General features: G+C 66.2%; 22 protein-coding genes. 12 read left to right on the top strand and 10 right to left on the bottom strand.

What is annotated here, in order from left to right; genetic code table 11:
* Positions 1 to 110 precede the first annotated feature (110 nt).
* Both ABQF30_RS16790 and ABQF30_RS16785 read left to right on the top strand, forming a co-directional pair.
* The gene (locus ABQF30_RS16790; protein WP_448465702.1) at positions 111 to 1,565 is read left to right on the top strand and encodes an aldehyde dehydrogenase; all 1,455 of its coding nucleotides are present in this window, start codon (positions 111 to 113) and stop codon (positions 1,563 to 1,565) included.
* Positions 1,566 to 1,579: 14 nt separating this feature from the next.
* Positions 1,580 to 2,734: an amidohydrolase family protein gene (locus ABQF30_RS16785; protein ID WP_448465700.1), complete on the top strand. Its 1,155-nt coding sequence runs from the start codon at positions 1,580 to 1,582 to the stop codon at positions 2,732 to 2,734.
* 6 nt (positions 2,735 to 2,740) lie between these two features.
* On the opposite strand, the gene ABQF30_RS16780 is transcribed toward ABQF30_RS16785, so the two are convergent.
* Positions 2,741 to 3,343 (bottom strand): TetR/AcrR family transcriptional regulator, encoded by a 603-nt coding sequence (locus ABQF30_RS16780; RefSeq protein WP_448465698.1) that lies wholly within the window; start codon positions 3,341 to 3,343, stop codon positions 2,741 to 2,743.
* A 106-nt stretch (positions 3,344 to 3,449) separates the two neighbouring features.
* On the opposite strand from ABQF30_RS16780, the gene ABQF30_RS16775 reads away from it, so the two are divergent.
* Genes ABQF30_RS16775 through ABQF30_RS16765 form a run of 3 tightly spaced genes read left to right on the top strand, consistent with a single transcriptional unit; the run spans position 3,450 to position 7,151 of the window.
* Positions 3,450 to 4,631, top strand: a complete 1,182-nt coding sequence (locus ABQF30_RS16775) for a spirocyclase AveC family protein (RefSeq protein WP_448465696.1) — start codon at positions 3,450 to 3,452, stop codon at positions 4,629 to 4,631.
* Positions 4,618 to 5,439, top strand: a complete 822-nt coding sequence (locus ABQF30_RS16770) for a CbbQ/NirQ/NorQ/GpvN family protein (protein ID WP_448465694.1) — start codon at positions 4,618 to 4,620, stop codon at positions 5,437 to 5,439. The genes ABQF30_RS16775 and ABQF30_RS16770 overlap by 14 nt, the downstream gene beginning before the upstream one ends.
* Positions 5,436 to 7,151 carry a nitric oxide reductase activation protein NorD gene (locus tag ABQF30_RS16765; protein ID WP_448465692.1) on the top strand — a complete coding sequence of 572 codons (1,716 nt, stop codon included), beginning with the start codon at positions 5,436 to 5,438 and terminating at the stop codon, positions 7,149 to 7,151. Before ABQF30_RS16770 ends, ABQF30_RS16765 begins: the two co-directional genes overlap by 4 nt.
* Here ABQF30_RS16765 and ABQF30_RS16760 read toward each other — a convergent pair.
* The 4 genes from ABQF30_RS16760 to ABQF30_RS16745 all read right to left on the bottom strand — a co-directional run bounded on the left by ABQF30_RS16760 (position 7,126) and on the right by ABQF30_RS16745 (position 11,584).
* Positions 7,126 to 8,319 carry an alpha/beta hydrolase gene (locus ABQF30_RS16760; protein ID WP_448465690.1) on the bottom strand — a complete coding sequence of 398 codons (1,194 nt, stop codon included), beginning with the start codon at positions 8,317 to 8,319 and terminating at the stop codon, positions 7,126 to 7,128. The two genes, ABQF30_RS16765 and ABQF30_RS16760, sit on opposite strands and share 26 nt — an antisense overlap.
* Positions 8,312 to 9,958, bottom strand: coding sequence for an acyl-CoA ligase FadD12 (fadD12, locus tag ABQF30_RS16755; protein ID WP_448465688.1), 1,647 nt, complete (start codon positions 9,956 to 9,958; stop codon positions 8,312 to 8,314). Before fadD12 ends, ABQF30_RS16760 begins: the two co-directional genes overlap by 8 nt.
* A gap of 5 nt (positions 9,959 to 9,963) precedes the next feature.
* Positions 9,964 to 10,773: a 1-acyl-sn-glycerol-3-phosphate acyltransferase gene (locus ABQF30_RS16750; protein WP_448465888.1), complete on the bottom strand. Its 810-nt coding sequence runs from the start codon at positions 10,771 to 10,773 to the stop codon at positions 9,964 to 9,966.
* Positions 10,774 to 11,011: 238 nt separating this feature from the next.
* Positions 11,012 to 11,584, bottom strand: coding sequence for an HD domain-containing protein (locus tag ABQF30_RS16745; protein ID WP_448465686.1), 573 nt, complete (start codon positions 11,582 to 11,584; stop codon positions 11,012 to 11,014).
* Positions 11,585 to 11,646: 62 nt separating this feature from the next.
* Between ABQF30_RS16745 and ABQF30_RS16740 the strand changes: the two genes are divergently transcribed.
* The 6 genes from ABQF30_RS16740 (at position 11,647) to ABQF30_RS16715 (ending at position 16,503) form a co-directional block, all read left to right on the top strand.
* Positions 11,647 to 12,477, top strand: a complete 831-nt coding sequence (locus tag ABQF30_RS16740; protein ID WP_448465684.1) for an arylamine N-acetyltransferase family protein — start codon at positions 11,647 to 11,649, stop codon at positions 12,475 to 12,477.
* Between the two features lie 63 nt (positions 12,478 to 12,540).
* Positions 12,541 to 13,452 (top strand): helix-turn-helix domain-containing protein, encoded by a 912-nt coding sequence (locus ABQF30_RS16735; protein WP_448465886.1) that lies wholly within the window; start codon positions 12,541 to 12,543, stop codon positions 13,450 to 13,452.
* The gene (locus ABQF30_RS16730) at positions 13,452 to 13,976 is read left to right on the top strand and encodes a dihydrofolate reductase family protein (protein ID WP_448465682.1); all 525 of its coding nucleotides are present in this window, start codon (positions 13,452 to 13,454) and stop codon (positions 13,974 to 13,976) included. The genes ABQF30_RS16735 and ABQF30_RS16730 overlap by 1 nt, the downstream gene beginning before the upstream one ends.
* Before the next feature lie 61 nt (positions 13,977 to 14,037).
* Positions 14,038 to 14,310 (top strand): hypothetical protein, encoded by a 273-nt coding sequence (locus ABQF30_RS16725; RefSeq protein WP_448465680.1) that lies wholly within the window; start codon positions 14,038 to 14,040, stop codon positions 14,308 to 14,310.
* Between the two features lie 73 nt (positions 14,311 to 14,383).
* Entirely contained in the window at positions 14,384 to 15,853 is a 1,470-nt protein-coding gene (locus ABQF30_RS16720) for a sensor histidine kinase (protein WP_448465678.1), read from the top strand.
* The gene (locus tag ABQF30_RS16715; RefSeq protein WP_448465676.1) at positions 15,838 to 16,503 is read left to right on the top strand and encodes a response regulator transcription factor; all 666 of its coding nucleotides are present in this window, start codon (positions 15,838 to 15,840) and stop codon (positions 16,501 to 16,503) included. Before ABQF30_RS16720 ends, ABQF30_RS16715 begins: the two co-directional genes overlap by 16 nt.
* Before the next feature lie 136 nt (positions 16,504 to 16,639).
* Here the strand turns inward: ABQF30_RS16715 and ABQF30_RS16710 are convergent, their stop codons facing one another.
* The 3 genes from ABQF30_RS16710 to ABQF30_RS16700 all read right to left on the bottom strand — a co-directional run bounded on the left by ABQF30_RS16710 (position 16,640) and on the right by ABQF30_RS16700 (position 19,230).
* Complete coding sequence (locus ABQF30_RS16710) at positions 16,640 to 16,834, bottom strand: hypothetical protein (RefSeq protein WP_448465674.1); 195 nt, start codon at positions 16,832 to 16,834, stop codon at positions 16,640 to 16,642.
* Between the two features lie 99 nt (positions 16,835 to 16,933).
* Positions 16,934 to 18,421: an aldehyde dehydrogenase gene (locus tag ABQF30_RS16705; RefSeq protein ID WP_448465672.1), complete on the bottom strand. Its 1,488-nt coding sequence runs from the start codon at positions 18,419 to 18,421 to the stop codon at positions 16,934 to 16,936.
* A 14-nt stretch (positions 18,422 to 18,435) separates the two neighbouring features.
* Complete coding sequence (locus tag ABQF30_RS16700) at positions 18,436 to 19,230, bottom strand: class I SAM-dependent methyltransferase (protein ID WP_448465670.1); 795 nt, start codon at positions 19,228 to 19,230, stop codon at positions 18,436 to 18,438.
* Positions 19,231 to 19,263: 33 nt separating this feature from the next.
* Here ABQF30_RS16700 and ABQF30_RS16695 point away from each other — a divergent pair, with 33 nt between their 5' ends.
* A complete protein-coding gene (locus ABQF30_RS16695) occupies positions 19,264 to 20,442 on the top strand; it encodes a glycosyltransferase family 4 protein (protein WP_448465668.1) in 1,179 nt (392 codons plus the stop codon).
* Between the two features lie 386 nt (positions 20,443 to 20,828).
* Here ABQF30_RS16695 and ABQF30_RS16690 read toward each other — a convergent pair whose 3' ends face one another.
* Both ABQF30_RS16690 and ABQF30_RS16685 read right to left on the bottom strand, forming a co-directional pair.
* Positions 20,829 to 22,496: an MmpA family trehalose lipid delivery protein gene (locus tag ABQF30_RS16690; RefSeq protein WP_448465884.1), complete on the bottom strand. Its 1,668-nt coding sequence runs from the start codon at positions 22,494 to 22,496 to the stop codon at positions 20,829 to 20,831.
* A gap of 17 nt (positions 22,497 to 22,513) precedes the next feature.
* A complete protein-coding gene (locus ABQF30_RS16685) occupies positions 22,514 to 23,710 on the bottom strand; it encodes a cell envelope lipid trafficking protein PgfA (RefSeq protein WP_448465666.1) in 1,197 nt (398 codons plus the stop codon).
* Between the last annotated feature and the right edge of the window lie 41 nt (positions 23,711 to 23,751).

Genomic DNA, 23,751 nt, shown 5'->3' with positions numbered 1-23,751 from the left:
TGTCCCGTCGTACCTGCGCCGACGGTAGCTTCTCAATCCCTCAATAACAAGTAGTTGATATTGACCGTCGAGACCGCTCATACTCAAAAGACGACGGCGGGAGGATCCGGATGGATCAGCATCTGGGGCAGTACATCGGAGTCGAGGCCGACTGGTCGATCGACGGCGACCATTCCGAGACGCTCGACGTCGTCTCCCCGCACACTGAGCAGCCCATCGCCCGGGTGACCGCGGCAAGACCGGCTGACGTCGACGCGGCGGTGGCGGCTGCGCGCGCGGCCGTCGATCGGGGACCGTGGCCGCGGCTGTCGGTCGAGGAGCGCATTGGGGTGGTACGGCGCCTCGCCGACCTCTACGCGCAGCGGCGCGACGAGATGGCCGAACTCATCTCCTCCGAGATCGGTGCTCCGATCAGCTTCGCCAAGCGTGCCCAGGTCGGCTTGCCGAGCATGATGATGTCGGCATTCTGCGACGTCGCCGAGTCGTACCCGTGGCAGGAGATTCGGTCCGGGTTTTTCGGGAGCGATGTGCGCGTCCGCAGGGAGGCGGTAGGCGTCGTCGCGGCCGTCGTGCCGTGGAACATGCCCCAATTCCTGATCGTCACCAAGCTGGTGCCCGCGCTGCTCGCCGGATGTGCCGTGGTGCTCAAACCGGCGCCGGAGTCGCCGCTCGACGCGCTGCTGCTGGTCGAGATGATCGAGCAGATCGGACTTCCCGACGGCGTCGTCACCGTCGTGCCCGGCGGCGCCGCCATCGGCGCACACCTGGTCAGCCATCCCGACGTGGACAAAGTGTCGTTCACCGGATCCAGTGCCGCCGGTCGGGCGGTCGCCACGGCGTGCGCTGCCAACCTGACCAAGGTGAGCCTGGAACTCGGCGGCAAGTCAGCGGCGATCATCCTCGACGACGCCGACCCCGATACCGCCGCTGCCGGCGTGCGCTCGGCGAGCCTGTCGAACAGCGGCCAGATCTGTAACGCGCTGACCCGCATTCTCGTACCTGCCGCGCGGGAGAAGGAGTTCGTCGACGCGCTGGCGGACCGGATGCGCTCGCTCGTCGTGGGTGATCCCGCGGACCCGGCCACCGAACTCGGCCCACTGGTGTCACGGCGCCAACAGCAACGGGTCCGCGACTACATCGCACTTGGTCAGCGGGAAGGCGCCCGCCTGGTAGTCGGCGGGACCGACCTGCCGGACGGCGTGGACACCGGGTGGTACGTACAGCCGACGCTGTTCGCCGGCGCCGACAATGCGATGCGCATCGCCCGCGAGGAGATCTTCGGGCCCGTCCTCACCGTCATCCCGTACCGGGACGAGGCGGAGGCGATCGCGATCGCCAACGACTCCGACTACGGGCTGGCCGGGTCGGTGTGGACGGCGGACACCGACCGCGGTGTCAGCATCGCCGAGCGTGTACAAACCGGCACTTTCGGGGTAAACCAGGGGTACACAATGGATCCGTTCGCACCGTTCGGCGGCGTGAAGGACAGCGGCTACGGCCGTGAGCTCGGCCGCGAGGGTATCGACGGCTATGTAGAGACCAAGTCGATCGCCGTCGCAGTTTGAACGAGAGGGAGACCATGACCGGCACTTTTTCGACCACCGCCTCGCCCAGGGCGCCGGCCACCGAACGCATCGCTGTCCGGTGCGTCGATTCCGACGTGCATCCGGTGCCGCGCAGCGGAGTGCTGGGGCAGTACATCCCCGAGCCGTGGCGCAGCAGGCACTTTGGCAACCACGACGTCGGTGACCTGATCTACTACGACGCTCCCGACTATGCGCACGCCTATGCGATGCGCACCGACACGTTCCCGGCCGATGGCGAATTCGCAGGCAGCGACCCCGATCTCGCGTTCCGTCAGCTGATCATGGAGGCCGGGGCCGACATCGCGATCCTCGAGCCTGCGGCATATTCGGCAAACATTCCGGAAGCCAACCACGCGATGAACTGCGCGCTGAACGACTGGCAGGCCAACCACTGGCTCGACAGTCACAACAACTGGCACGAGCGTTGGCGCGGATCCATCTGCCTTGCCGTCGAGGCCCCGGAGTTGGCTGCACAGGAGGTCGAGCGGTGGGCGGGGCACCCGTACATGGCGCAGATTCTCATCAAGGCCGAGCCGCGGCCGTCCTGGGGCGACCCCAGGTACGACCCGATCTGGGCGGCGGCCACCAAACACGACATCACCGTCAGTTGCCACCTGTCGCGTGGCGAGTACGACGAACTTCCGATCCCGCCGGTGGGGTTGCCGAGCTACAACCACGACTTCATGGTCACCTACTCGCTGTTGGCGGCCAATCAGGTGATGAGCCTGATCTTCGACGGGGTCTTCGACCGGTTCCCCACCTTGCGGGTCGTATTCGTCGAACACGCGTTCACCTGGATATTGCCGCTGATGTGGCGCATGGATGCGATCTACGAAAAGCGCAAGAACTGGATGGACATCAAGCGCAAGCCGAGCGAATACGTCAAGGACCACATCAAATTCACCACGCAGCCGCTGGACTATCCCGAGGACAAGACCGAATTGTCAAGGGCTTTCGAGTGGATGGAGTGCGACAAGATCCTGCTGTTCTCCTCGGATTACCCACACTGGACGTTCGACGATCCGCGCTGGCTGGTCAAACACCTTCCGGAACATGCTCGGGAAAATGTCATGTTCCGCAACGGGATTGAGACCTACAAGCTGCCTGACACCGTGCCGGTACTCGAGGGGCAGGTGCGGGTGTTCTGACTGTGCTCAGGGGAGTTTGATCGCTGACACGTACATGTCGACGATCGGCCGGTAGAGGTCGACGTCATCGAGTTCGCTGCCCAGCACAATGGCATCGCTGGTGGCGATGAGCACCTGGGCGAAGGTCTTCGGTGGGATCAGCAAGGTGCCGCCGAGTTGGTCGATGCCCTCGACGATGAATGTGGCCAATGCTTCGACAACCTCTGATCGCTTGGCGGCCACCCGTTCTCGCGCATCGGGGTTGCGGCGCAGATAGAGCATGAACTCGTGTCCCAACGCGGCATGCTCGGCGCCCCGGTCCTGGCTCAGCAGGCGCCAACGTCGGGCTATCTCGTCCCGTTCACGCGCTCCGACCTGCTTCGCGTCCGACATCACGTCGGCGAAGTTCTCGAAATAGCGGCGCCAGTAGCGGTCGCTCACGGCGAGGAACAGGTCTTCCTTCGTGGCGAAGTGTTTGTAGATGGCGCCTTTGGTGTACCCCGCCGCACGGGCGATGTCGTCGAGTGTCGCTGGCGCAAAACCCTTTTCGGCAAACACACCCTCGGCAGCATCCAGTAGCAGCGAGCGCGTGTGCTCCAGGCGCTTCTCCCGGGTCCACCGCTCGATCATGGCGGCAATTGTTCCACAGAATCTCAGAAACCCATTGGCTGCTGAGATACTCATTGGTATATTTTCGGCGGACCGCGCGTGCCGACGCGAATATTCAGGAGGCGTTGTGAGCGACCTGTCGAACAAGAAACCCGCAGTCACCGAATCGATCAGCGGAATCGCTGACCTCGAGAAGCAAGGCTCGTCGTCATCGAACGCGTTCAAGATCTGGGCGACTGTCGGTGGCGTATTTCTGGTGCTGACGCTGTACTTGATCACCCGGTGGGTCACCGGCCCCTATTTCGAGCAGGTGTCGGGGGGCCCGACCGAGCCACCGCTGTACATGAAGATCCCGCTGATCGCCAACGCGGTCGTCCTCTGGATCGGAACGCCATTCGCCCTCTGGTTCTTCCTCATTCGGCCCTGGGTGCGGGAACGGCGCATCACGCTCGACGGCATGCTGGCGGTGTCAATGGGCCTGATGATGTTCCAGGATCCGATGCTCAACTACTACAGCACCTGGTGTACGTACAACGCATGGCTGTTCAACCAGGGTTCCTGGGCACCGCACTTCCCGGGCTGGGTGGCGCACGAGGAACCGGGCCACACGGTGCCCGAACCGCTGCTGACCAATGTCCCCGGCTACGCGTTCGGCGTCCTGCTGCTCACCATCGTCGGATGCGCGATCATGCGAAAGATCAAGAACCGCTGGCCCGGCATCAGCAATCTGCGGCTGGTGTTGGTCACCTATGCGATCGCCTTCGTCTTCGACTTCATCATGGAGGCGCTCATCCTCCTGCCGATCGGCTTCTACTCCTACCCCGGCGCCATCCAGTCGTTGTCGTTCAACGCCGGCACCTACTACCAGTGGCCCATCTACGAGGGGCTGATGTGGGGCGGCGTCCAGACGGCGCTTGTCTGCCTGCGGTTCTTCACCGATGACCGGGGCCACACCCTGGTCGAGCGCGGAATCGACCAGATCCGTGGAGGATTCGTCAAGCAACAGTTCATCCGCTTCCTGGCGATCTTCGGCGGTGTCAGCGCGTGCTTCTTCCTCTTCTACAACGTTCCGGCGACCTGGCTCGGCACGCAGGCCGATCCGTGGCCGGAGGATGTGCAGAAGCGGTCCTACTTCAACCCCGGCATCTGCGGCGAAGGGACCGACCGGCCGTGCCCGAACCCCGACCTGCCGTTACCGACACATCGTTCGGGATACATCAACCACGAGGGTCAACTGGTCCTGCCGGAAGGGGCGACCATGCCGCCCGTCGTGCCGATCCAGGGAGCGAACAGCGATGACGGTCAGTAAGTTCCGGGCGATCACCGAAACGGGTTCACCGTCGCCGTTCTACCGGCCGGTGCGCGATGAGGCCGCGGTGTTCCGGGCGGCCGCGGGCCGCGGCCTGCCTGTGCTGCTGAAGGGCCCGACCGGATGTGGCAAGACCCGTTTCGTCGAGGCCATGGCCCACGAGCTCGGACGCGAACTGATCACCGTGGCAGGCCACGAGGACATGACATCGGCCGATCTGGTCGGCCGGTTCCTGCTCAAGGGTGGCGAAACTGTCTGGGTGGACGGACCGTTGACGCGGGCCGTGCGTGAAGGCGCCATCTTCTACCTCGACGAAATCGTCGAAGCGCGTCAGGACACCACCGTCGTCATCCATCCGATCGCCGACCATCGCCGCGAGCTCCCCGTCGACCGCCTCGGCATCACATTGCCTGCGGCGCCGGGATTTCAGCTGGTCATCTCCTACAACCCCGGCTATCAGAGCGTGCTCAAGAATCTCAAAGAGTCCACGCGGCAACGCTTCATCGCGATCGAGCTGGATTTCCCGCCCGCTGAGATCGAGACAGAGGTCGTCGGCTACGAGGCAGGGATCGACGGTGAGACCGCACGGACCCTTGTCACGCTTGGCAACGCCATCCGCAACCTCGACGGATCGCCGCTGCGTGAAGTCGCCTCCACCCGGATGCTGATCCTTGCCGGGGGATTGGTGGCCGAAGGGCTGAGCCTGCACAGCGCCGTGCATTCGGCTGTCGTCCAGGTCCTCTCCGACGATCCGGCCATCGTCCGCGCGCTTGGTGAACTGGTCGACGCCGTCCTGCCCCGGCCGTGACTGAGACCGACCGCTTCCGGCTCCTCGCCACGTATCTCGCCGGCCGGTCGGTCGAGATCGCCGCTGCCCCGGCCGCGGCGGCCTACACCGACGGCAAGGTCATCTGCGTGTCGGCGGACCGGTCGGCAGACGAGCAGCGCCGCGAGGTGGTGGTCCAGAGTGCGTTGCTCGGCGCCGGAAGTCTGGATCGGCGCCTGGTGCGGTCACTGCGCGGCCGCCCCGCGCTCGCCCGCCGGTATCTGGCCCTCGAGGGCGTCCGCGTCCTGGCCGAGCTCGCGTGTCACAACCCGCTCGCGGCCGGCGTCAGTGCCGCCGTCGACTCCGAACCGTGCACCCGCACCGCCGTGGAATCACTCCAGATGGCAAGGAGCCGAAAGCCGGTGGCCGAGCCGCCGCGCTGGTTCGGCGCCATCAAGCCGGCCCGGCTGTCGACGTCCGAGACCACTCCCGGAGCCCGGGCCACTGACAAGGACCTGCAGCTCGAGGTCGGGGTAGCCGACTCGGACGATGCCGAAGACGACGCCGAAGCCAACGAGGACGCCGAGGAAAGCAAGATTCTGAAGCTCTTCGCTGCACCGGCATTCACGTCGCAGGGGCTCTCGGAATTCCTCCGCAAGCTCATGGGTAAATCGCGGGCCGGTGCGGATGACGCAGCCGGCGGCGAATTGCGGGCGGGCGCCGTGCGACGAGTCGATCAGGTCGGGCCCAACGCCCGGCCGGCGCCTACGCGTATCCAGTTCACCGACGACGGTAAACCCGGTGCTGCAATCGGCGTCGGTGGCGCGCTGCACCCCGAGTGGGATGTCTTCAACAATCGGTATCGACCTGATTGGTGTCGGGTCATCGACTTTCCGTTGACGGCCCCCGCCGACGTATCAGCAGCCGACGTGCCGCTCGACGACGTCCTGCGGCGCCGGCTGTCGCGCGTCGGACTCGGCCCCAAGGTGCTGCGGGGCCGCGCCGATGGCGACGATCTCGACGTCGAGGCCCTCATCGACCTCTTCGTCGATCTTCGCTCCGGCTACTCACCGCCGGAACACGTCTATCTGGAGCGGCGCAAGCTTGCGCGCAACCTCGGTGTCCTCATCTTGATCGATGCGTCCGGGTCGGCTACGGATGGCGACACGGACGGGTTCACCGTGCATGATCGTCAGCGCCGGGCGGCCGCTACTCTCGCCCTCACGCTGGAAGAACTCGGCGACCGGGTCGCGGTCTACGCTTTCCGGTCCCACGGTCGACAAGCTGTCCACCTGCCGGCGATCAAGACGTTCGGACAACGTTTCAGCGCCGTCGAGCGGGCCCGGCTGAACCAGCTCCAACCGTCGGGCTACACGCGCCTCGGCGCAGGTATCCGAGGCGCAGGGGAAATCCTGAAGGCACAAGCAGGGACACCGAATCGGCTGCTGCTCGTTTTGTCGGACGGTTTCCCGTACGACCACGAGTACGAGGGCCGTTACGCCGAAGCCGACGCGCACCAGGCCCTCCAGGAACTTCGCCTGGACGGCGTTGGGTGCCTGTGTCTTTCGCTCGGGACCACCACCGCCACCGATGCGCTCGAACGCGTCTTCGGCTCGGCGAGCTATGCGAGCGCCGCGACGCTGTCCGAGCTGAGCCCCCAGATGGATCACTTGTTCATGTCGGCCCTTTCTGAGCTTGCCGCACCGCGGCCACGGCAGGACCGGTGGGTCAGCGCTTCGCCAACGCCCAGTTGAGGAACTTCTCGACCGCGTCGGCGGTGTAATGCCCATGCGGTGAGCCGAAGAAGTCGAAAGCGTGCTGGGCGTGCGGGATTTCGGCGTATACCACCGGTGATGTCGATGCCTCCCGCAAAGCCGCGACGAACTCGCGGCCCTCGCCCACCGGGATCAGTGAGTCGTTGACCCCGTGCAGAACGAAAAACGGTGGAGCATCGGCTCGTATCAGGGTGATCGGCGACGCGTCGCGGTACACCTGAAGGTTGTCGGCCAGCGGTAGTTTGACGATCAGCCGCTGCAGAATCTCCATGAACTCGCCACGCCCGGTGCCGCTGGTGCTGAACCAGTCGTAGCGGCCATAGATCGGCACCGCTGCGACGACAGAGGTATCGGCATCCTCGAATCCGGGCTGCCACTTGGGATCGTTCGGCGTCAACGCGGCCAGCGCCGTCAGATGCCCACCCGCCGAACCACCGGTGATGCACACCGAATCCGGATCACCACCGTATTCGGCGATGTTGGCCTTCACCCACGCCAGTGCCTGTTTGACGTCGATGATGTGGTTGGGCCACGGATGACGCGGGCTGATGCGGTAGCCGATCGACACACAGATCCAGCCCCGCTCGGCAAGGTGGCTCAACAGCGGATATGACTGCGGGCGGCGCATTCCGATCATCCAGGCTCCGCCGGGCACCTGCAGCAGCACCGGGGCCTTGCCGTCGCGTGGCAGGTCGGTGCGCATCCAGATATCGGCCAGGTTGGCCCCGTGCGGGCCGTAACGCACAGTCTTTTGTGCGTAACGGCGCCGGCTCCACGAGGTGGACAACAGCTCACCGCGTCGTATCGGCCGCGGCGCCACCGCGTAGTCCGCGCCGAGGGCCTCGCGCAGCGGATCTTCGAAATAGGGCTGGGATGCCACGCCGCGGCGGTGTACCCGGTACAGCATTGCCCAGGAAATAGCCTTGAGTAGCAATGAGATTCGACCGCTGTTTGAGCCGTAGTCGCCCCGGATGGCGCGGCGTAGAACGTCCATCACCGAAACGGTGGTGACCAGCGGCGCGTTCTCCGACGTCGGCCAGCCGAACGCGAACGCGGCGATGGTGGTGTAGCCCTTGCGGCCGAGCGGTTTCGCCGCATTGGCAGCGTTGAGCAACTCAACGGCCGCGGTCAGCAGCGGTTTAGCCATTCACCCGATCCTGCAGTTCGCGGCGTGCGATCTTGCCGGTGCTGTTGCGCGGCAACTCGTCGAGCACTGTGATCTCCCGTGGCACTTTGTAATTGGCGAGGTTTTCCCGAACATATGCCTTGAGGTCGTCAGCCGACACGGCACCCGACAGCACCACGAAGGCCGCCAACCGCTGGCCGTACTGTTCGTCGTCCACCCCGATCACCGCGGCCTCGGCGACGTCGGGATGGCCGGCGAGCACCTTCTCCACCTCGACCGGGTACACGTTTTCTCCACCCGAGACAATCATCTCGTCGTCGCGGCCCACCACGAACAACCGGCCCGCCTCGTCCAGATACCCCACGTCCCCCGAGCACATGTAGCCGTCGTAAAAGTCCTTGGTGGAGCCAGAGGTGTAGCCGTCGAACTGGGTGGAGTTGCGCACGTAGATGGTGCCCACCTCGCCGGTGGGGACTTCGGCGAACGCGGCGTCGAGGATGCGGATGTCGGTGCCCTCAGCGGGTTTTCCCGCTGTGTCGGGTGCGGCGCGCAGGTCGGCCGGGGTGGCGGTGGCGATCATTCCGGCTTCGGTGGCGTTGTAGTTGTTGTAGATGACATCGCCGAAGCGGTCCATGAACTTGATGACGACGTCGGGTCGCATGCGGGAGCCGGACGCGGCGGCGAACCGCAACGAACGGCCGTCATAGCGGCGCAGCACATTGTCGGGCAGATCCACGATCCGGTCGAACATCACCGGAACCACGCACAGCCCGGTGGCCCGGTGCCGGTCGACGAGTTCCAGGGTGGCCTCCGGGTCGAACTTGCGTCGCGTGATGATCGTGCATGCCATCGACGCCGCGAATGCCAACTGGGAGAACCCCCAGGCGTGGAACATCGGCGCCACGATCACCACCGGCTCCTCCGCGTGCCACGGCGTGCGGTCCAGGATCGACTTGAGCACCTCCGGTCCGCCGCCGGAATGCTTGGCGCCCTTGGGAGTTCCGGTGGTTCCTGAGGTCAGCAGGATCACTCGGCTCTTCTGGGTCGCGCGCCGAGGCTCTTGGCCCGAGAACTCGTTGATCAGCTTCTCGACGGTCCTCTCGTGCGCTTTGGTGTCAGTCCAGGCCACGATCCGCGCCGCATGCGGATGCCCGGCAAGTGCTTGATCGACAGTGCCGGTGAACTCCTCGTCGTAGATGACCGCGTCGACCTTCTCGCGGGTCACCACCTCGGCCAGTGCCGGGCCGGCGAACGACGTGTTCAGCAGCAGGACGTCGGCGCCGATGCGGTTGGCCGCGATCAGTGACAGCACGAACCCGCGGTGGTTGCGGGCCATGATCCCCAGCACCGTCGGAGCCGCCCCGGCGACGACATCAGACCCGGGCGCCCCGCCCGGCAACGCCTGCAGTCCGGCCGCCAACGCGTCGGCCTGCTGGTCGATTTCTTTCCAGGTGAGTGTGCCGAGCTCGTCGACGAGGCCGGGCCGACCCGGGCACCGCTGCGCGGAGCTCGCGAAACCCGATGTGACGCCCATGTTTTCGCGGGCCATCGCGGCGGCGATGCGGACATATTTGTCCGGTCGCAACACTGCTATCACGCCGGCTCGGCGCATCGTGGCGACGAGACCGGCGGCGTCGGTCAGGCGATCCAGCGGCCCCACGGAGGTCAGCCGATCACCGGGAAGCGGCGTTCCTCGGCCAACTCGTCCAGTGCCCGTTGCATGACGTGGCGGACGTGGGCGTCGACCTCGTCGATATCGGGATCCTCACCGAACTCGGCGACGACGTCGATCGGCGGAAGTGTCGTCATCACGATCTTGGTCGGCAGTGGTGCGTTGAGCGGCAGCACCGCCGAAAGCCCGAATGGAAACCCGAACGACAACGGCACGATCTTGGTCCGCGCCAACCGCGCGATCGGACCCAGCGCCTTGGCTATCGCGGTCCCGCGCGACAGGAAGAGCTGGGCCTCTTGACCGCCGATACCGACCATCGGGACGATCGGAACCCCGGCGTTGAGCGCGGCCTTCACGTATCCGGTGCGGCCGTCGAAGTCGATCTTGTTCGCCGACAGCGTCGGCCGATACACGTCGAAGTCGCCGCCCGGGAAAACCACGACCACCCCGCCGGACCGCAGCGCCTCGTCGGCGTTCTCGTGGCTGGCCCGGATGAAGCCCGTCTTCTTGAAGAAGTCCGCGGTGGGCCCGACCATCAGCATGTCGTGGCTCAACGTGTAGACCGGCCGCCCGTAGCCGAACTTCTCGTAGAAGCCCGTCGCGAACACCGGCACGTCCATCGGGAACAGCCCGCCGGAGTGATTCGACACCACCAGAGCACCGCCGTTGGGGAAGGTGTCCAGCCCGCGAACCTCGGCGCGGTGATAGCCCTTGATCAGCGGCCGCAGCCAGCCCATGACCTTCTCGGTCAGGCCCGGATCCCACTTGGTGATCTCGGGTGGGTCGATGTCGGTGCCGGCCACAGGTTCCCCCTTGAATATGGGCACGCGTGAAATTGAAACGTGTTCTAGTTTTCCATAATACCCAGGTTGCGGCTCCATCCTCTCAAGAGTGCAGGTCGCCGGGGGGTTATTGGTCGAGTGGGTGGCGCCGGCGCAGCCGCTGGAAACGCGCAAAACCGCGGTCGGCGCAGCCCGCCGGTGCCCAGCGGTTGAACGGTGTATCGCGGATTTAAGCGTCAGCGCCTGACATAAAGATGCCTCAAGAAGTGAGCTCCGCGATCTCGGCCGTGAGGTTGCGGCGGGCGGTTTCCTCCCACCGGCGTTGCCCCGGCTCGGTGTAGTAGAGGCGGCCCTCCATCAGAGTGGTCAGCACCTGCGCGCGTGCCGGCTTGAACATGTCGTCGGGGATGTCGGCGTACTCCTCGCGTACCGCCGCCGCGTACTGCCGGTAGCGTTCCGGCTCGCTGCCGAGCACCGACAGGTCCGCGTCGCTCAGCACGGCGGCATTGACGTCACCGTCTTCCACTCGGTGCGTCTTGGTCAGTCGCACCAATCGGGCCACCTCGTCACGCAGCGGAGAGCCGGACAGCAGGTCAAGCGCCAGCTGCGCCGAACGTTCCTCGTTGTCGTCACGGCCGATCTCATAGATCGCATCGTGGAACCACGCCGCCAGTTCGACGGCTTCGCGGTCGAACTGCACACCTTCGTCGGCCAGGCTTCCGATCGCGTCGAGCATCTCGTGCAGGTGAGCGACGTTGTGATGTTTGCGGTGGGATTCAGACCAGCGCGCCAGCAGGTCCTCGCGGAGTCGTTCGGTGAGATGCGCAGCCATAGGCTCAGTGTCCCACTGGGCCCGGTTGACCTGAACCGCTCTTGAGGTCGCACGATGGGCGCATGGCAACCGACCTCACCGGATACTTCGCCCGCATCGGCTTCACGGGGCCGGCCCGCGCCGATCTCGAGACGCTGCGCACTGTCGTCGCCGCGCACAACCGGTCCATCCCGTTCGAGAACCTCGACCCGTTGTTGGGCATCCCGGTGGTCGATCTGAGCTTCGCGGCGTTGGCTGACAAGCTCGTCGACCGCCGCCGCGGCGGATACTGCTACGAGCACAACGGCCTGCTCGGCTATGTGCTGGAGGAGATGGGCTTCGGCGTCGACCGGCTGGCCGGTCGGGTGGTCTGGATGAAAGAGCCCGACGCGCCGCTGCCCGCCCAGACGCACAATGTGCTGGCCGTGACGGTGCCAGGTGTCGACGGGCGCTACCTGGTGGATGTCGGATTCGGTGGCCAGACGCTGTCCTCGCCCATCCGGTTGGAGGCCGGCCCGGTCCAGGAAACCCGCCACGAGCCCTACCGGCTGGTCGACCACGAAGACGGTTATGTGCTGTCGGCACAGATCCGCGGGCAATGGCAGCCGCTGTACACCTTCACTACCGCGCCCCGGCCACGCATCGATCTCGAAGTCGGAAGTTGGTATGTGTCAACGTATCCGAAGTCCATCTTTGTCGTCGGGCTGACGGCGGCACTGATCACCGACGAGGCCAGAGTCAACCTGCGCGGGCGCAACCTGGCAATCCACAGTGGCAGTGGTACCGAGCGGATCCGGTTCGACACCGCAGCACAAGTGCTCGACGCGTTGACCGGCAGATTCGGAATCGACCTCGCAGACCTCGGTGACCACGCCGATGTCGAAGCGCGGGTCAACGAGGTGCTCGACACCTGAGGGAACAGCAGGAAAAGTCATGTCCGTGGCGGCGTCGGCCGACAATACTCGGTGGATGTGAGCGTGGAACCGAATGGGCGGGACCGGCTGCGGGAGTTGCTCGACGCGGTCGTCGATGCCGAGAACTCTGGTGTCGGCGAGATGGCGCGCAGCAGCTACGCATCGGAATTCCACTTCTCCCGGGAGGTACGCCGGCTCACGGGGGAACCACCGGCGGCGCTGCGGCGGCGCGTCATGCTCGAACGCGCGGCGTGGCGTCTGCGACAGGGCGAGGGCGTGGCCGAGGTCGCTGCGGCGGAGGGGTGGTCGTCGGCCGAAGTGTTCTCCCGGGCTTTCCGCCGTGCATATGGAGTGCCGCCGTCGCGCGCCGGTGATGTCGGATTTCGGTTGGCAGCGCCGAACGGTGTGCATTTTCATCCACCGCATTCGTTGTGGTGTGACGGCCGAGCCGCCGAGAAACCGGGTCCAGACGTTTCGCAGTTCATGCTGGTGCACGACGTCGCCGACACCGCGTACCTGATCGAGCAGGCCACCGCGCTGTCGGAAACCGAATGGGCGCAGGAGGTTTCGCCGGGGCAGGTGGTGCTGGACTGGGATGGCCCGGAGCCCAGCGTGGCCGCGGTGCTCGGCGCGATCGTGTGGACGAAAGAGGTGTGGCTCGCCACGATCGAGGGTCACGACTTCCCGTCGCGCACCACGACCTCCGAGGCGACCGCCACGCAGCTGGCCGCGCACCACGAGAACATCGGAAAACGCTGGACCACAGTGGTTTCCGAATACGCCGCCGCGGGCCGGCTGGCAGACACTGTGATCGACGCACTGTGTGACCCGCCGGAATCCTTTCAGCTGTACGGGATCGTCGCGCATGTATTGACCTATTCGGCGCACCGGCGGTGTCTCGCCCGCGCGATGCTCGCGCGCCTTGGTGTCGACACCGACCGGGGCGACCCGCTGGAATGGATGAGGAGGGACTGATGAGCAAGACCGTGTATTACACCGCATCAAGCCTGGACGGCTACATCGTCGACGACAACGACAGCCTGGACTGGCTGCTATCGCGAGACATCGATCAAGGTGGGCCGTTCGGCTACGAGGAATTCATCAAAACCATTGGCGCACTGGTGATGGGCTCGGCCACCTACGAGTGGATCGTGAAAAACCAACCCGGTGAGTGGATGTACGACCAGCCCGCCTGGGTGATGACCCACCGGCCGCAGATCATTGCCGACGGACATCCGGTGGCCGCCTTCGACGGCGATGCCACCGAGTTGCATTCCAAGCTCGTTTCCGCGGCGGCAGGCAAGGACATCTGGGTGATCGGTGGCGGGGACGTCGCCGCTCAGTTCGTCGCGGCCGGGCTGATCGACGAGATGATCGTCAGCTACGCGCCGTGCTCACTGGGCGCCGGGTCGCGGGTGCTGCCGGTGCGCTCGGAATGGGTGCTCGCCGAGTCTGCGGTCAATGGTGAGTTCGTGTGCGCCAGGTGGCTGCGGGCTTAGATGAGAGCGTTCTCATCTGCATCTCACCGACACGCGACTGCGATCCCGCAGGCTTGACGATGTGCGCGCGACGATCCTGATACCGATCGCGGCGCTGGCAATTGCCGGCGCCGCGACCGCCATCGGTGTGTCGATGACCTCGAACGCCGATGACGAGCCGATCGGGCCGATCGTCGTACATGCACCGCAGCGGCCCCCGACCGCGGAATCCGTCGCACCGCCCCCGAGCGATCCCGCAGGCGTCCCCGCACCGCCACCGCCGGTCACCCAGGCCCCGGCGATCCAGAGCGGCCCGTGGGGCGACGACGGCGATGACGACGGCTTGGATGACTGAACGCGGCACCCTCGCGGAGCCGCCCACCGGGCAGTATGGGTTTAACCCACCCACCAACCCCAGGATGTCGGCGATGCCCCGCAGTGCAGCACGGTCCCGCGTGCGCACACTGCTGCCCTCCACCGCGCGGACCAGGATCATCGCGTGGATGCTGCTACTGGTGCTGGCGGCATTGGGCATCGTCACGTTCGTGACCTGGCGGCTGTTGGTCTCGGGCATCAACACCCGGATCGACGAGGCGCTGCGGTTCGAGGTCAGTGAGTTCACCGAACTGACCGCGCCCGGCGTCAATCCCCGCACCGGTGAACCGTTCACCAGTGTCGACGAGGTGATCCGCGAAGCCATCGCCTACAACCTCGCCCGGCCCAACGAGAAGTTCCTGGGCTACGTCGACGGCGAATACCGCACCCAGAGCCGCCAGGAACCCGGCACTCCGGAGGTGCTCGCCAGTGACCCGGAGTTCACCGCCCGCGTCGCGGAGCTGACCGTGCCCACCGACGGCAACTACGAGCATCCCGAGGCCGGTGACGTGCGTTATCTCGCCATCCCGGTGACTCTCGACGGGGATCCGGGCCACGGCGTCATCGTCGCCGCCTACCTCAGCGACGCCGAACGGGGCAGCGCCGACGACGCCGCCCGGCTGATGCTGATTGTCGGCGCCCTCACGGTACTGGGTGCGGCGGGCGCGGCCTGGGTGGTGGCCGGGCGTATTCTGCGGCCACTGCGGGATGTGGTCGATACCGCCCGGAGAATCACCGAAACCGATCTGTCGCAACGTATTCCGTCGAGCGGCGAGGGCGACGAGCTGGATGCGCTGGTCGGGACGGTCAACGGGATGCTGGACCGGGTCGAGGCCGGCGTGTCCGCGCAGCGCCGCTTCATCGACGACATCGGCCATGAGTTGCGGACCCCCATCACGATCGTGCGCGGCCATCTGGAAGTGCTCGATCCAGGCGACCGGGCGGACGTGGAATCGACCGTGGCGCTCGTGGACGACGAACTGGACCGGATGAACCGCATGGTCTCGGACCTGCTGCTGTTGGCGCGCGCTGAGCAGCCCGCCTTCCTGCAGCCGATTCAGGTCGACATCGGCGCCCTGACTGCGGACGCGTTCGGGAAGGTGAGCCGGCTCGGCGAGCGCGAGTTCACCCTCGATTCCTGCGCCCGGACAGTGGCGGTGCTCGACCCGCAGCGGATCACGCAGGCGCTGGTGGCGTTGGCCGACAACGCTTGTCGCTACACCCAACCCGGTGACCGTATCGGGGTGGGCTCCCAATTGTCGGGCGGCTGGTTGCGGTTCTGGGTGTCCGATACCGGACCTGGCATCGATGAAGCCGACCGGTCCCGGATCTTTGAACGGTTCGGGCGGGGCGGCGCGGGCGGGCGCCGGTCTGACGGCGCAGGTCTGGGCTTGGCGATCGTGCGGGCCATCGCCGTCGCGCACGGCGGCGACGTGCTGCTTGACAGCGCGCCCGGCCGCGGCGCCACTTTCACCCTGGTCGTCCCAGCCGTTCCGGAAGGCCGGTCATGGCCCGCATCCTGATTGCCGAGGACGAGCAGCGGATCTCGTCGTTCATCGAGAAAGGCTTGTCCGCCAATGGCTTTGCCGTCACGGTCGTGGCCGAGGGCGGCGCGGCGTACGAGTACGCAGTGACCGGTGGATTCGACCTGATGATTCTCGATATCGGCCTGCCGGACATGGACGGTTTCACCGTGCTGCGCAAACTGCGGGCCGACCGAAACCCCATCCCGGTGATCGTGCTGACCGCCCGCGACAGCGTGCACGACACTGTTGCCGGTTTGGAGGGCGGGGCGGACGACTATATGCCCAAGCCGTTTCGGTTCGAGGAGCTGCTTGCCCGAGTCCGGCTGCGGTTGACGTCGAACCGGGCCGCCGAGCTGACGGTGCTGTCCTACGGTGGTCTCCAGCTGGATCTGCGAACCCGTCGGGCACGGGTCGGCGGCGAAACGATCGACCTGTCAGCGCGCGAATTCGCTCTTGTCGAAACGTTTCTGCGTCACCCCGGGCAGGTGCTGTCACGTGAACAACTGCTCAGCCACGTGTGGGGCTACGACTTCGACCCCGGCTCGAATGTCGTCGACGTCTACGTCCGGTACCTGCGGCGCAAGCTGGGCGCCGACCGGTTCGTCACGCTGCGCGGTATGGGGTACCGGCTGGAGGAGTTGCCGTGACCAGGTCCTGGACCTGACCTACCCTCCGGCGCACTGTGGCGAGCGTGCAGGTTCCTGGTACCAAATGGCAATTCTGGCCCCGAAAGCCTGCACGCTCGTCACAGCGTCGCGAACCCGGTATGCGGCCTGCCGGCAGCTAGTCGTCCCAGCCGTCGTCATCCCACCAGCCGTCGTCGTCGCCCCAGTCGTCATCGTCGTCGAGCGCCAGCGTGCTGGTCATAGGGACGGGACGCGGAACGCTGTCCGCGAAAGCGGTTCCCGCGCCGACGAAGCCAAGCCCGGCAAGCGCCAGGCCGACGGTGAGGGTCTTCCACATCTCGGGTCGTTGCATGAGGTGCTCCTACTTGTGAGTGGTTTCCCGACATCACAAGGTTCGCCGCCCCAGATGAGGCACTGAGGAGCCGAAGATGAGCACCTTCTCATGCGCGAACTACTCCGGGGTGTAGCCGAACGGCAGCAGCACGCTCTTGGCCTGCGTGTAGGCCTCGATGCCCTCCGGGCCGTTCTCCCGGCCGATGCCGGAGTTCTTGTACCCGCCGAACGGCGCGCCCGGGTCGAATGCGTACATGTTCACCGCGTAGGTGCCGGTGCGGATCTTCGATGCGATCTCGATGGCCTTGGGGAAGTCGGTGGTGTACACGCTGCCCGCCAAGCCGTACGGCGAGTCGTTGGCGATACGCACGGCGTCGTCCTCGGTGTCGAACGGAATGACCGCCAGCACCGGGCCGAAGATCTCCTCCTGAGCGATCGTCATCGAGTTGTCCACGTCGGCGAACACCGTCGGCTGCACGAACCAACCCGAATCCAGCCCCTCGGGGCGGCCACCGCCGGTGACGATGCGCGCGCCCTCCTCGACGCCCTTCTTGATGTAGCCCTCGACGCGCTCGCGCTGCTTCTCACTGATCAGCGGGCCGATCATCGCTGCGGGATCGTCGGGAAGGCCGACCTGCATCGCGGCGGCCGCGCCGGCGAGCTTCTCAACCACCTCGTCATAGCGCGAACGCGGAGCGAGAATCCGGGTCTGCCCGACGCAGGCCTGGCCGGAGTTCATCAGTCCGGAGAAGACCAGCATCGGCAGCGTGGAGTCCAGGTCGGCGTCTTCGAGGATGATCGCCGCGGACTTCCCGCCGAGCTCCAGCGTGCAGGGCTTGAGCTTCTCGGCCGCGATCTTGCCGATCTCCTTGCCGACGGCGCTGGACCCGGTGAAGGTGAACTTGTCGAGCTCGGGATTGTTGGTCAGCGCGCGGCCGGTCTCCACACCGCCGGGAACCACCGACAGCACACCCTCGGGCAGGCCGGCGTCGGCGAACACCTCGGCGAACAGGTTGGTGGTCAGCGGCGTCTCGGCAGCAGGCTTGAGCACCACGGTGCAGCCTGCGAGCAGGGCGGGGCCCAGCTTGTTGCACGCCAGGAAGAACGGCACGTTCCAGGCCACGACGGCGCCAACCACACCGATGGGCTCCTTGACCACCATGGTCTGGCCGTAGATGCCGTCGCGGATGTCTTTCCAGGTGAACTTGTCGGCCGCGCCGGAGTAGTACTGCAGGCCGGAGACTCCTGCGCCGAACTGCATCATGTCGACGATCGTGGCCGGCTGGCCGGTCTCCAACTTGAGCAGGTGCTTGAACTCGTCGGCCCGCTCGTTGACCAGCTCCACGGTCTTGGCCAGCACGGCCTGCCGCTCAGCAGGCGACATCCTGGGCCACGGGCCCTCGTCGAACGCCTTGCGCGCCGCGGCGCAGGCGGCGTTGACGTCGGCCTCGGCTGCCAGCGGAACCTGGCCCACCTTTTCGCCGGTCGCGGGGGAGAAGACTTCGATGATCTCGGAGGTCGACGGCTCGACCCACTGGCCACCGATGAACAGTTTGTCGAATTCTGTCCGCGAAGTGGCGGTCGCGCTGGATGAACTCTGTGTCATGGCCGTCACATTACCTAGTCCGCCGTCAAACGAGAACCTGTTCCAATTGACCGCCGCAAAACCAGCACGAGATTGCTCACAGTGAATTCCCGCAACCCGGGCACCGACGTCATCCACCACGCCCATCGTGGGTGGTAGCGAGGAAATGCAGCGACCAGCGCGCCGGTGCTGGCCGCCCACTGCAACCCGTCGGCCGCCGATACCGCGAACAACGACGATCCGTAGTCGTTCTTCGGCCGGTGCCCGTGTTTGCGGGTGTACCGCTCGGCGGCCCGGGCCCCGCCCAGATAGTGGGTGAGCCCCATTTCGTGGCCTCCGAACGGCCCGAGCCAGACCGTGTAGGACAACACCGCCAAGCCGCCGGGGCGCGTCACCCGCAGCATCTCGTTGCCCAGCCGCCACGGGTGCGGCACATGTTCGGCGACGTTGGACGACAGGCAGATGTCGACGCTGGCGTCGGCGAACGGCAGGGCCATGCCGGACGCCCGCACGAACCTGCCCGCTCCGGGTTCGCCGGCCGGGCCTGCATGCATTTCGCGCGGATCCGGCTCGACGCCGATGTAGCGCATTCCCGCCGCCTCGAATGCCGACGCGAAGTAGCCGGGCCCGCCGCCAACGTCGAGCACCGTGCGTGCGGCGGGGTCCTCGCCCGTGGTGCCCGTCCATAGGTCAGCGACCATCTCGACCGTGTCGGCGGCCAGTGCGCCGTAGAACCGGGCGGGCGCGCTCTGCTCGAACCGGAACTGCGAGAGCAGTCGCACCGACCGGTGCAATGTCGCCCGGCGGGCAAAGCGGTCGGTCGGATTCACTCGCCCAACGTACTGGCCGGTACCCTCAAACGGATGTCTGCCCGTCCGGTTGCTGACGCTCCCCCGCTGCGGAGCGTGCTGCTGCTGTGCTGGCGGGATACCGCACATCCGCAGGGTGGCGGCAGCGAGACATACGTACAGCGCATCGGCGCATGTTTGGCCGGCAACGGCGTCGACGTCACATTGCGCACGGCGCGCTATCCCGGGGCCGCCCGCAACGAGGTCGTCGACGGCGTGCGGATCAGCCGCGGCGGCGGCCCCTATTCCGTCTACATCTGGGCCGGGCTGGCGATGGTGCTGGCCCGCGTCGGCCTCGGTCCGCTGCGACGGGTCCGCCCCGATGTCGTCCTCGATACCCAGAACGGTCTGCCCTTCCTGGCCAGGCTGGCGTTCGGCAGGCGGGTGGCGGTGTTGGTGCATCACTGTCACCGTGAGCTGTGGCCGGTGGCCGGCCCGTTGATGGGCCGGGTGGGCTGGTTCGTCGAGTCGAGATTGTCGCCACGGCTGCACCGCCGTAACCAGTACGTCACGGTGTCACTGCCCTCGGCCCGCGATCTCAACGAGCTCGGCGTGGATTCGGGCCGGATTGCCGTGGTACGCAACGGTCTTGACGAAGCACCAGAGCCGACACTGGAGCTGCCGCGCTCGCAGACCCCAAGGCTCGTTGTGCTGTCCCGGCTGGTTCCACACAAGCAGATCGAGGACGCCCTGGAGGCTGTCGCGCAATTACGGGCCGACGTCCCCGGGCTGCACCTGGACATCCTGGGTGGCGGCTGGTGGCAGCAGCGCCTGGTCGATCACGCGAACCTGCTCGGCATCACCGACGCGGTGACGTTCCACGGCCACGTCGACGATGTCACCAAACACCGTGTGCTCCAGCAGAGCTGGGTGCATGTCCTACCGTCGCGCAAAGAAGGCTGGGGGTTGGCGGTCACCGAAGCCGCACAACACGGCGTGCCCACCATCGGCTACCGAGCCTCCGGCGGACTGACCGATTCGATCGTCGACGGCGTCACGGGACTGCTGGTCGACGACCGTGACGGCCTCGTCGACGGACTGCGGCAGTTGCTGTCCGATCCGGTGCTACGGGTTCAACTGGGCAGCAAGGCCCAGACCCGCAGCGACGAATTCTCTTGGGCGCAAAGCGCCGACGCGATGCGCAGCGTGCTGGAGTCGGTATGCGGGGGCCGCTACGTCAGTGGTTTGGTCTAACCCAGAACACATATGGGTTCGCCCGCCTATTAGCGACACTGTCGCGGAAACTGCCACTGGGGCAACACATACCACTTCGATCACGGCAGTATCGACCACAATTGCTACACCAGCATCCTGTGCCACATGGGCCCCGATTGTTACGCGCCCGCGCTGCGCGCGACAATGTCGCTAATAGGCGGACACCCGAAATTCCGTGACTCCTAAGGCTCGTGAGGGCGCGAGTGGCCGATGCTACTGGCGGCGTGGGGCTCAAGTGAAAGAGGTTGCACACGAGGCGGTTTCAGCGACTTTGTCGCTAATAGGCGGGCCGGTCGACACCCAACTGTGCCGCCGGCGGTGAGAGAGGCCGGACTGAAAATCTGGTCGACAGTGCCGCCACCACGTTACGAACGTGTCGTCGTCCGGCGCGTACGTCGAAATGTCCTGATCGCCATCCCGACCGCGCCGCCCACCAGCATCGCCAGCCACACCACATGCGCGGCGATCATCAGTCCCCGATGCGGCGAACTCGCCGCCGAGCCGCCGATCCGGTGCACCGTGATGTCGTCGTCGCGGTGGGCCACCGGCAACGGCAAATCCGAAGGGACACCGTTGGTTTCGACCACCAACCAGCCGACACCGGCATCGGCCAACTGCTCGGGTGAGGCGCTCGAGCGCAGAAGGTCCTGAACCTCGCGGGCCCGCGCTCCCTCGCCGGGCACGATCTTGCCGCCGATGACCAGATCACCCGTCGACAGAACTTCGGCCTGTACCCAGCGGGGCAGCGGGTCCAGTACGGGAGCCGAACCGGCCCAGTAGAACTGCCGCATGCTGTCGGGTGGCAGCACGGCGACCGGGCGGGGATCTGAGTTGATCACCGCGGCAGCTGACGCCCAGCCCGGCGGATAGTGCACGGCCCGCATCTGGCCCCCGACCCCCCAGGCCAGGTCGGGCAGCACCGCGATGAGCGCCGCGCAACACACCGCGGCGGCGGCCCCGGCAGGGACCCGTAGCCGTTGCAAAGTCAGCGGAGCAGCAGCCGCGGCCACCGCGTATCCAGGCATGGCCAGCGCCACCCATTTCTGCCCGTCGCGTACCACGCCGAGTCCTGGCACCGCCGTCGTCACAGCCTCAACGACGGCCAAGCCAGGTCCGGTGGCCATCAAAGACGGGACGACAGCCGCGACGGCAGCCAACACCAGCAGCGGTACCGCGGCGGGGCGGCGCAACACCACCGGCAGGCCCAAAGCCACCACGCCGAGCAGCACCACCGCGGCGATCACCGCGAAAAGTGTGGTGCGAGAGACGGGTACCGCATCACCGTTCCAGATGCCGCCCAGGCTTGCCAGGCTGCCCAGGGTCCCCAATCCGGGTTCGGCGCGCGCCGCGAAGGCATGCACGCCAGCCGACGAGGCCGACGACGCAACCCCGCCTCCCACCGCGGCGGCCACCAACCACGGCACCGCCGCCAGAACCGAGACACCCAACCCAAGGGCGGTGACCCGCCACCGACGTAAACCGTTGCCCGGCACCGCCACGCAGACCAGTGCCACGGTGGCGGCGAGCATCAGACCGGTCGGCGTCAACCCGGCCAAGGCGATCCAGAACGCGAGAGCCCAGACCGACCCAGATCCAGATCCAGATCCAGTGCGCAGCCGCACCACCGTCGCCGCCACCCAGGGCAGGCAGCCGTATCCGACCAGCAGACTCCAATGGCCCTGCAGCAGCCGCTCGGCCACGTAGGGGTTCCAGATCGCCAGCGTCGCCGCAATGAACTGGCCGGGCAGCGCCGCCCCAACCAGCACAGCCGCGAGTCGCGCGGCACCCCAGCCCGCGAGCCACAGCGCCCCGACCAGCAGCGCCTTGATCACCACGCCGCCGTCGAGCACGGTCGAGGCCACCGCGACGAAGAAATCCTGCGGTACGGCCCGTGGCGCCGCCTCGGACAAGCCGAGTGCAGCGTCAGTCAGGTACGACCGCGGCGTCGACACGGCATCGCGCAGCAGCAAATAACCGGGTGCCAGCAGCGGGGCCGTCACCAGTAACGACAGTGCCAGCGAGTAGGCCGGCAGCAGGTAGGGGCGAAAACTCAGATCGGTCGGTCCGGTGGCAGGTCAGACGGCCGCTGTGCGGGCAGCTTCTCGGTCTTCGCCTCCGCGCCGGGCACTTGGATGCCTTGCGTGTCGAAGAAGCCGTGATCGGCGGTGTCGAGCCCTGGGTCGATCAGCGTCGACTCGGCCCGCACGGCGAAGGATCCCAGCACTGCACCACCGACCAACGCCAACAGTCCCAACGCGGTGAACGTGATCGGCAGGATGCGTGACCACAGTGAAACCCGGTCCCGCTCGTCCTGGGCGGAGGAGACCTGTGACTCCACGGTCTCCTCGTTCGAGCTGACCTTGTAGTCGACGTAGGTGACCTCGGGCTTGAGGGCATCGCGCGCGTAGTACTGGTAGCCGTGTTCGTCGGCCTTGACGATGGTGCCCGAAACCGGATCCACCCAGAAAGTGCGTTGCGCGGCGTAGTACCGATCCATGGTGATCGATTCCTCCGGCTCGCCCGGCACGCCCCACACCTCGGCGCGTGCGGTCACGGAGCTGTCGGCATCATCCTCGTACAACGACGAATACTTGATCGGCTCAACCAGTTTGCCCTCGCCGTCGTAGCCGACGTTCTGGATGAACCGGTAGGTGGTCAGGCCGTTGACGTCTTCCTCGCCGTCGTAGTTGGCGTCGAACGCCTTCTGCGCGATCGGATCGAAGAATGGATACGTCTTCTTCTCGGTGTCGAACGGGAACCGGTAGGTCAGCCCCTCGTGTGGCAGGGCGATGCTCGTCGGCGGCTTCTCTTCCTCGATGGCGCGCGGCTTCTGCACCGCGCCACCGGGGTTGTTCTCGCTGGAGATCGCCTCGGCAGAGTTGCGGTTCATGGTGACGGTGTCGACCATCGCCAACAGCAGACCGTTTTCCTGCTGGCGGTCAGTGCGGCGCAGTGAACTGCCCACCTGCAACGTCACCACTTCGGCGTTCGACGGCGCTTCCACGCTGATCTGCCGTTGTAGGGCGACCGGCACATTCCGGTCGACCGAGAACTTGTCCGCCAACAGTGATGCGGGATCGAAGGCGGTCGCAGTTCCGTCACTGACCAGTGTGGTGTCCAGGTCGAGCGGAATCTTGGCGATCTTGCCCTTGGTGTAAGTGGTCAGCAACAGTGCGGCGATCAACAGGGCAGCACCCAACCCCATGAGTCCACATGCCGCGATACGCAGCGCCACAGCGCGGTTCAAACCGGGCCTCCTTCGGTGTGGGCTGACTCATCCTGAGGCAA

The organism is Mycolicibacterium sp. XJ870 (assembly GCF_053483975.1).
The sequence above is the reverse complement of the archived record's forward strand: the minus strand, read 5'-3'. Positions and strand labels throughout refer to the sequence as shown.

Bases quoted from the DNA above. Each gene is read 5' to 3' on its own strand.
- ABQF30_RS16740 (WP_448465684.1), top strand. From the start codon at position 11,647: ATGGCAACCGACCTCACCGGATACTTCGCCCGCATCGGCTTCACGGGG.
- ABQF30_RS16780 (WP_448465698.1), bottom strand. From the start codon at position 3,343: ATGATCGAGCGGTGGACCCGGGAGAAGCGCCTGGAGCACACGCGCTCG.
- ABQF30_RS16705 (WP_448465672.1), bottom strand. From the start codon at position 18,421: ATGACACAGAGTTCATCCAGCGCGACCGCCACTTCGCGGACAGAATTC.
- ABQF30_RS16695 (WP_448465668.1), top strand. From the start codon at position 19,264: ATGTCTGCCCGTCCGGTTGCTGACGCTCCCCCGCTGCGGAGCGTGCTG.
- ABQF30_RS16720 (WP_448465678.1), top strand. From the start codon at position 14,384: ATGCCCCGCAGTGCAGCACGGTCCCGCGTGCGCACACTGCTGCCCTCC.
- ABQF30_RS16730 (WP_448465682.1), top strand. From the start codon at position 13,452: ATGAGCAAGACCGTGTATTACACCGCATCAAGCCTGGACGGCTACATC.
- ABQF30_RS16715 (WP_448465676.1), top strand. From the start codon at position 15,838: ATGGCCCGCATCCTGATTGCCGAGGACGAGCAGCGGATCTCGTCGTTC.
- ABQF30_RS16745 (WP_448465686.1), bottom strand. From the start codon at position 11,584: ATGGCTGCGCATCTCACCGAACGACTCCGCGAGGACCTGCTGGCGCGC.
- ABQF30_RS16770 (WP_448465694.1), top strand. From the start codon at position 4,618: ATGACGGTCAGTAAGTTCCGGGCGATCACCGAAACGGGTTCACCGTCG.
- ABQF30_RS16710 (WP_448465674.1), bottom strand. From the start codon at position 16,834: ATGCAACGACCCGAGATGTGGAAGACCCTCACCGTCGGCCTGGCGCTT.
- ABQF30_RS16785 (WP_448465700.1), top strand. From the start codon at position 1,580: ATGACCGGCACTTTTTCGACCACCGCCTCGCCCAGGGCGCCGGCCACC.
- ABQF30_RS16790 (WP_448465702.1), top strand. From the start codon at position 111: ATGGATCAGCATCTGGGGCAGTACATCGGAGTCGAGGCCGACTGGTCG.
- ABQF30_RS16760 (WP_448465690.1), bottom strand. From the start codon at position 8,319: ATGGCTAAACCGCTGCTGACCGCGGCCGTTGAGTTGCTCAACGCTGCC.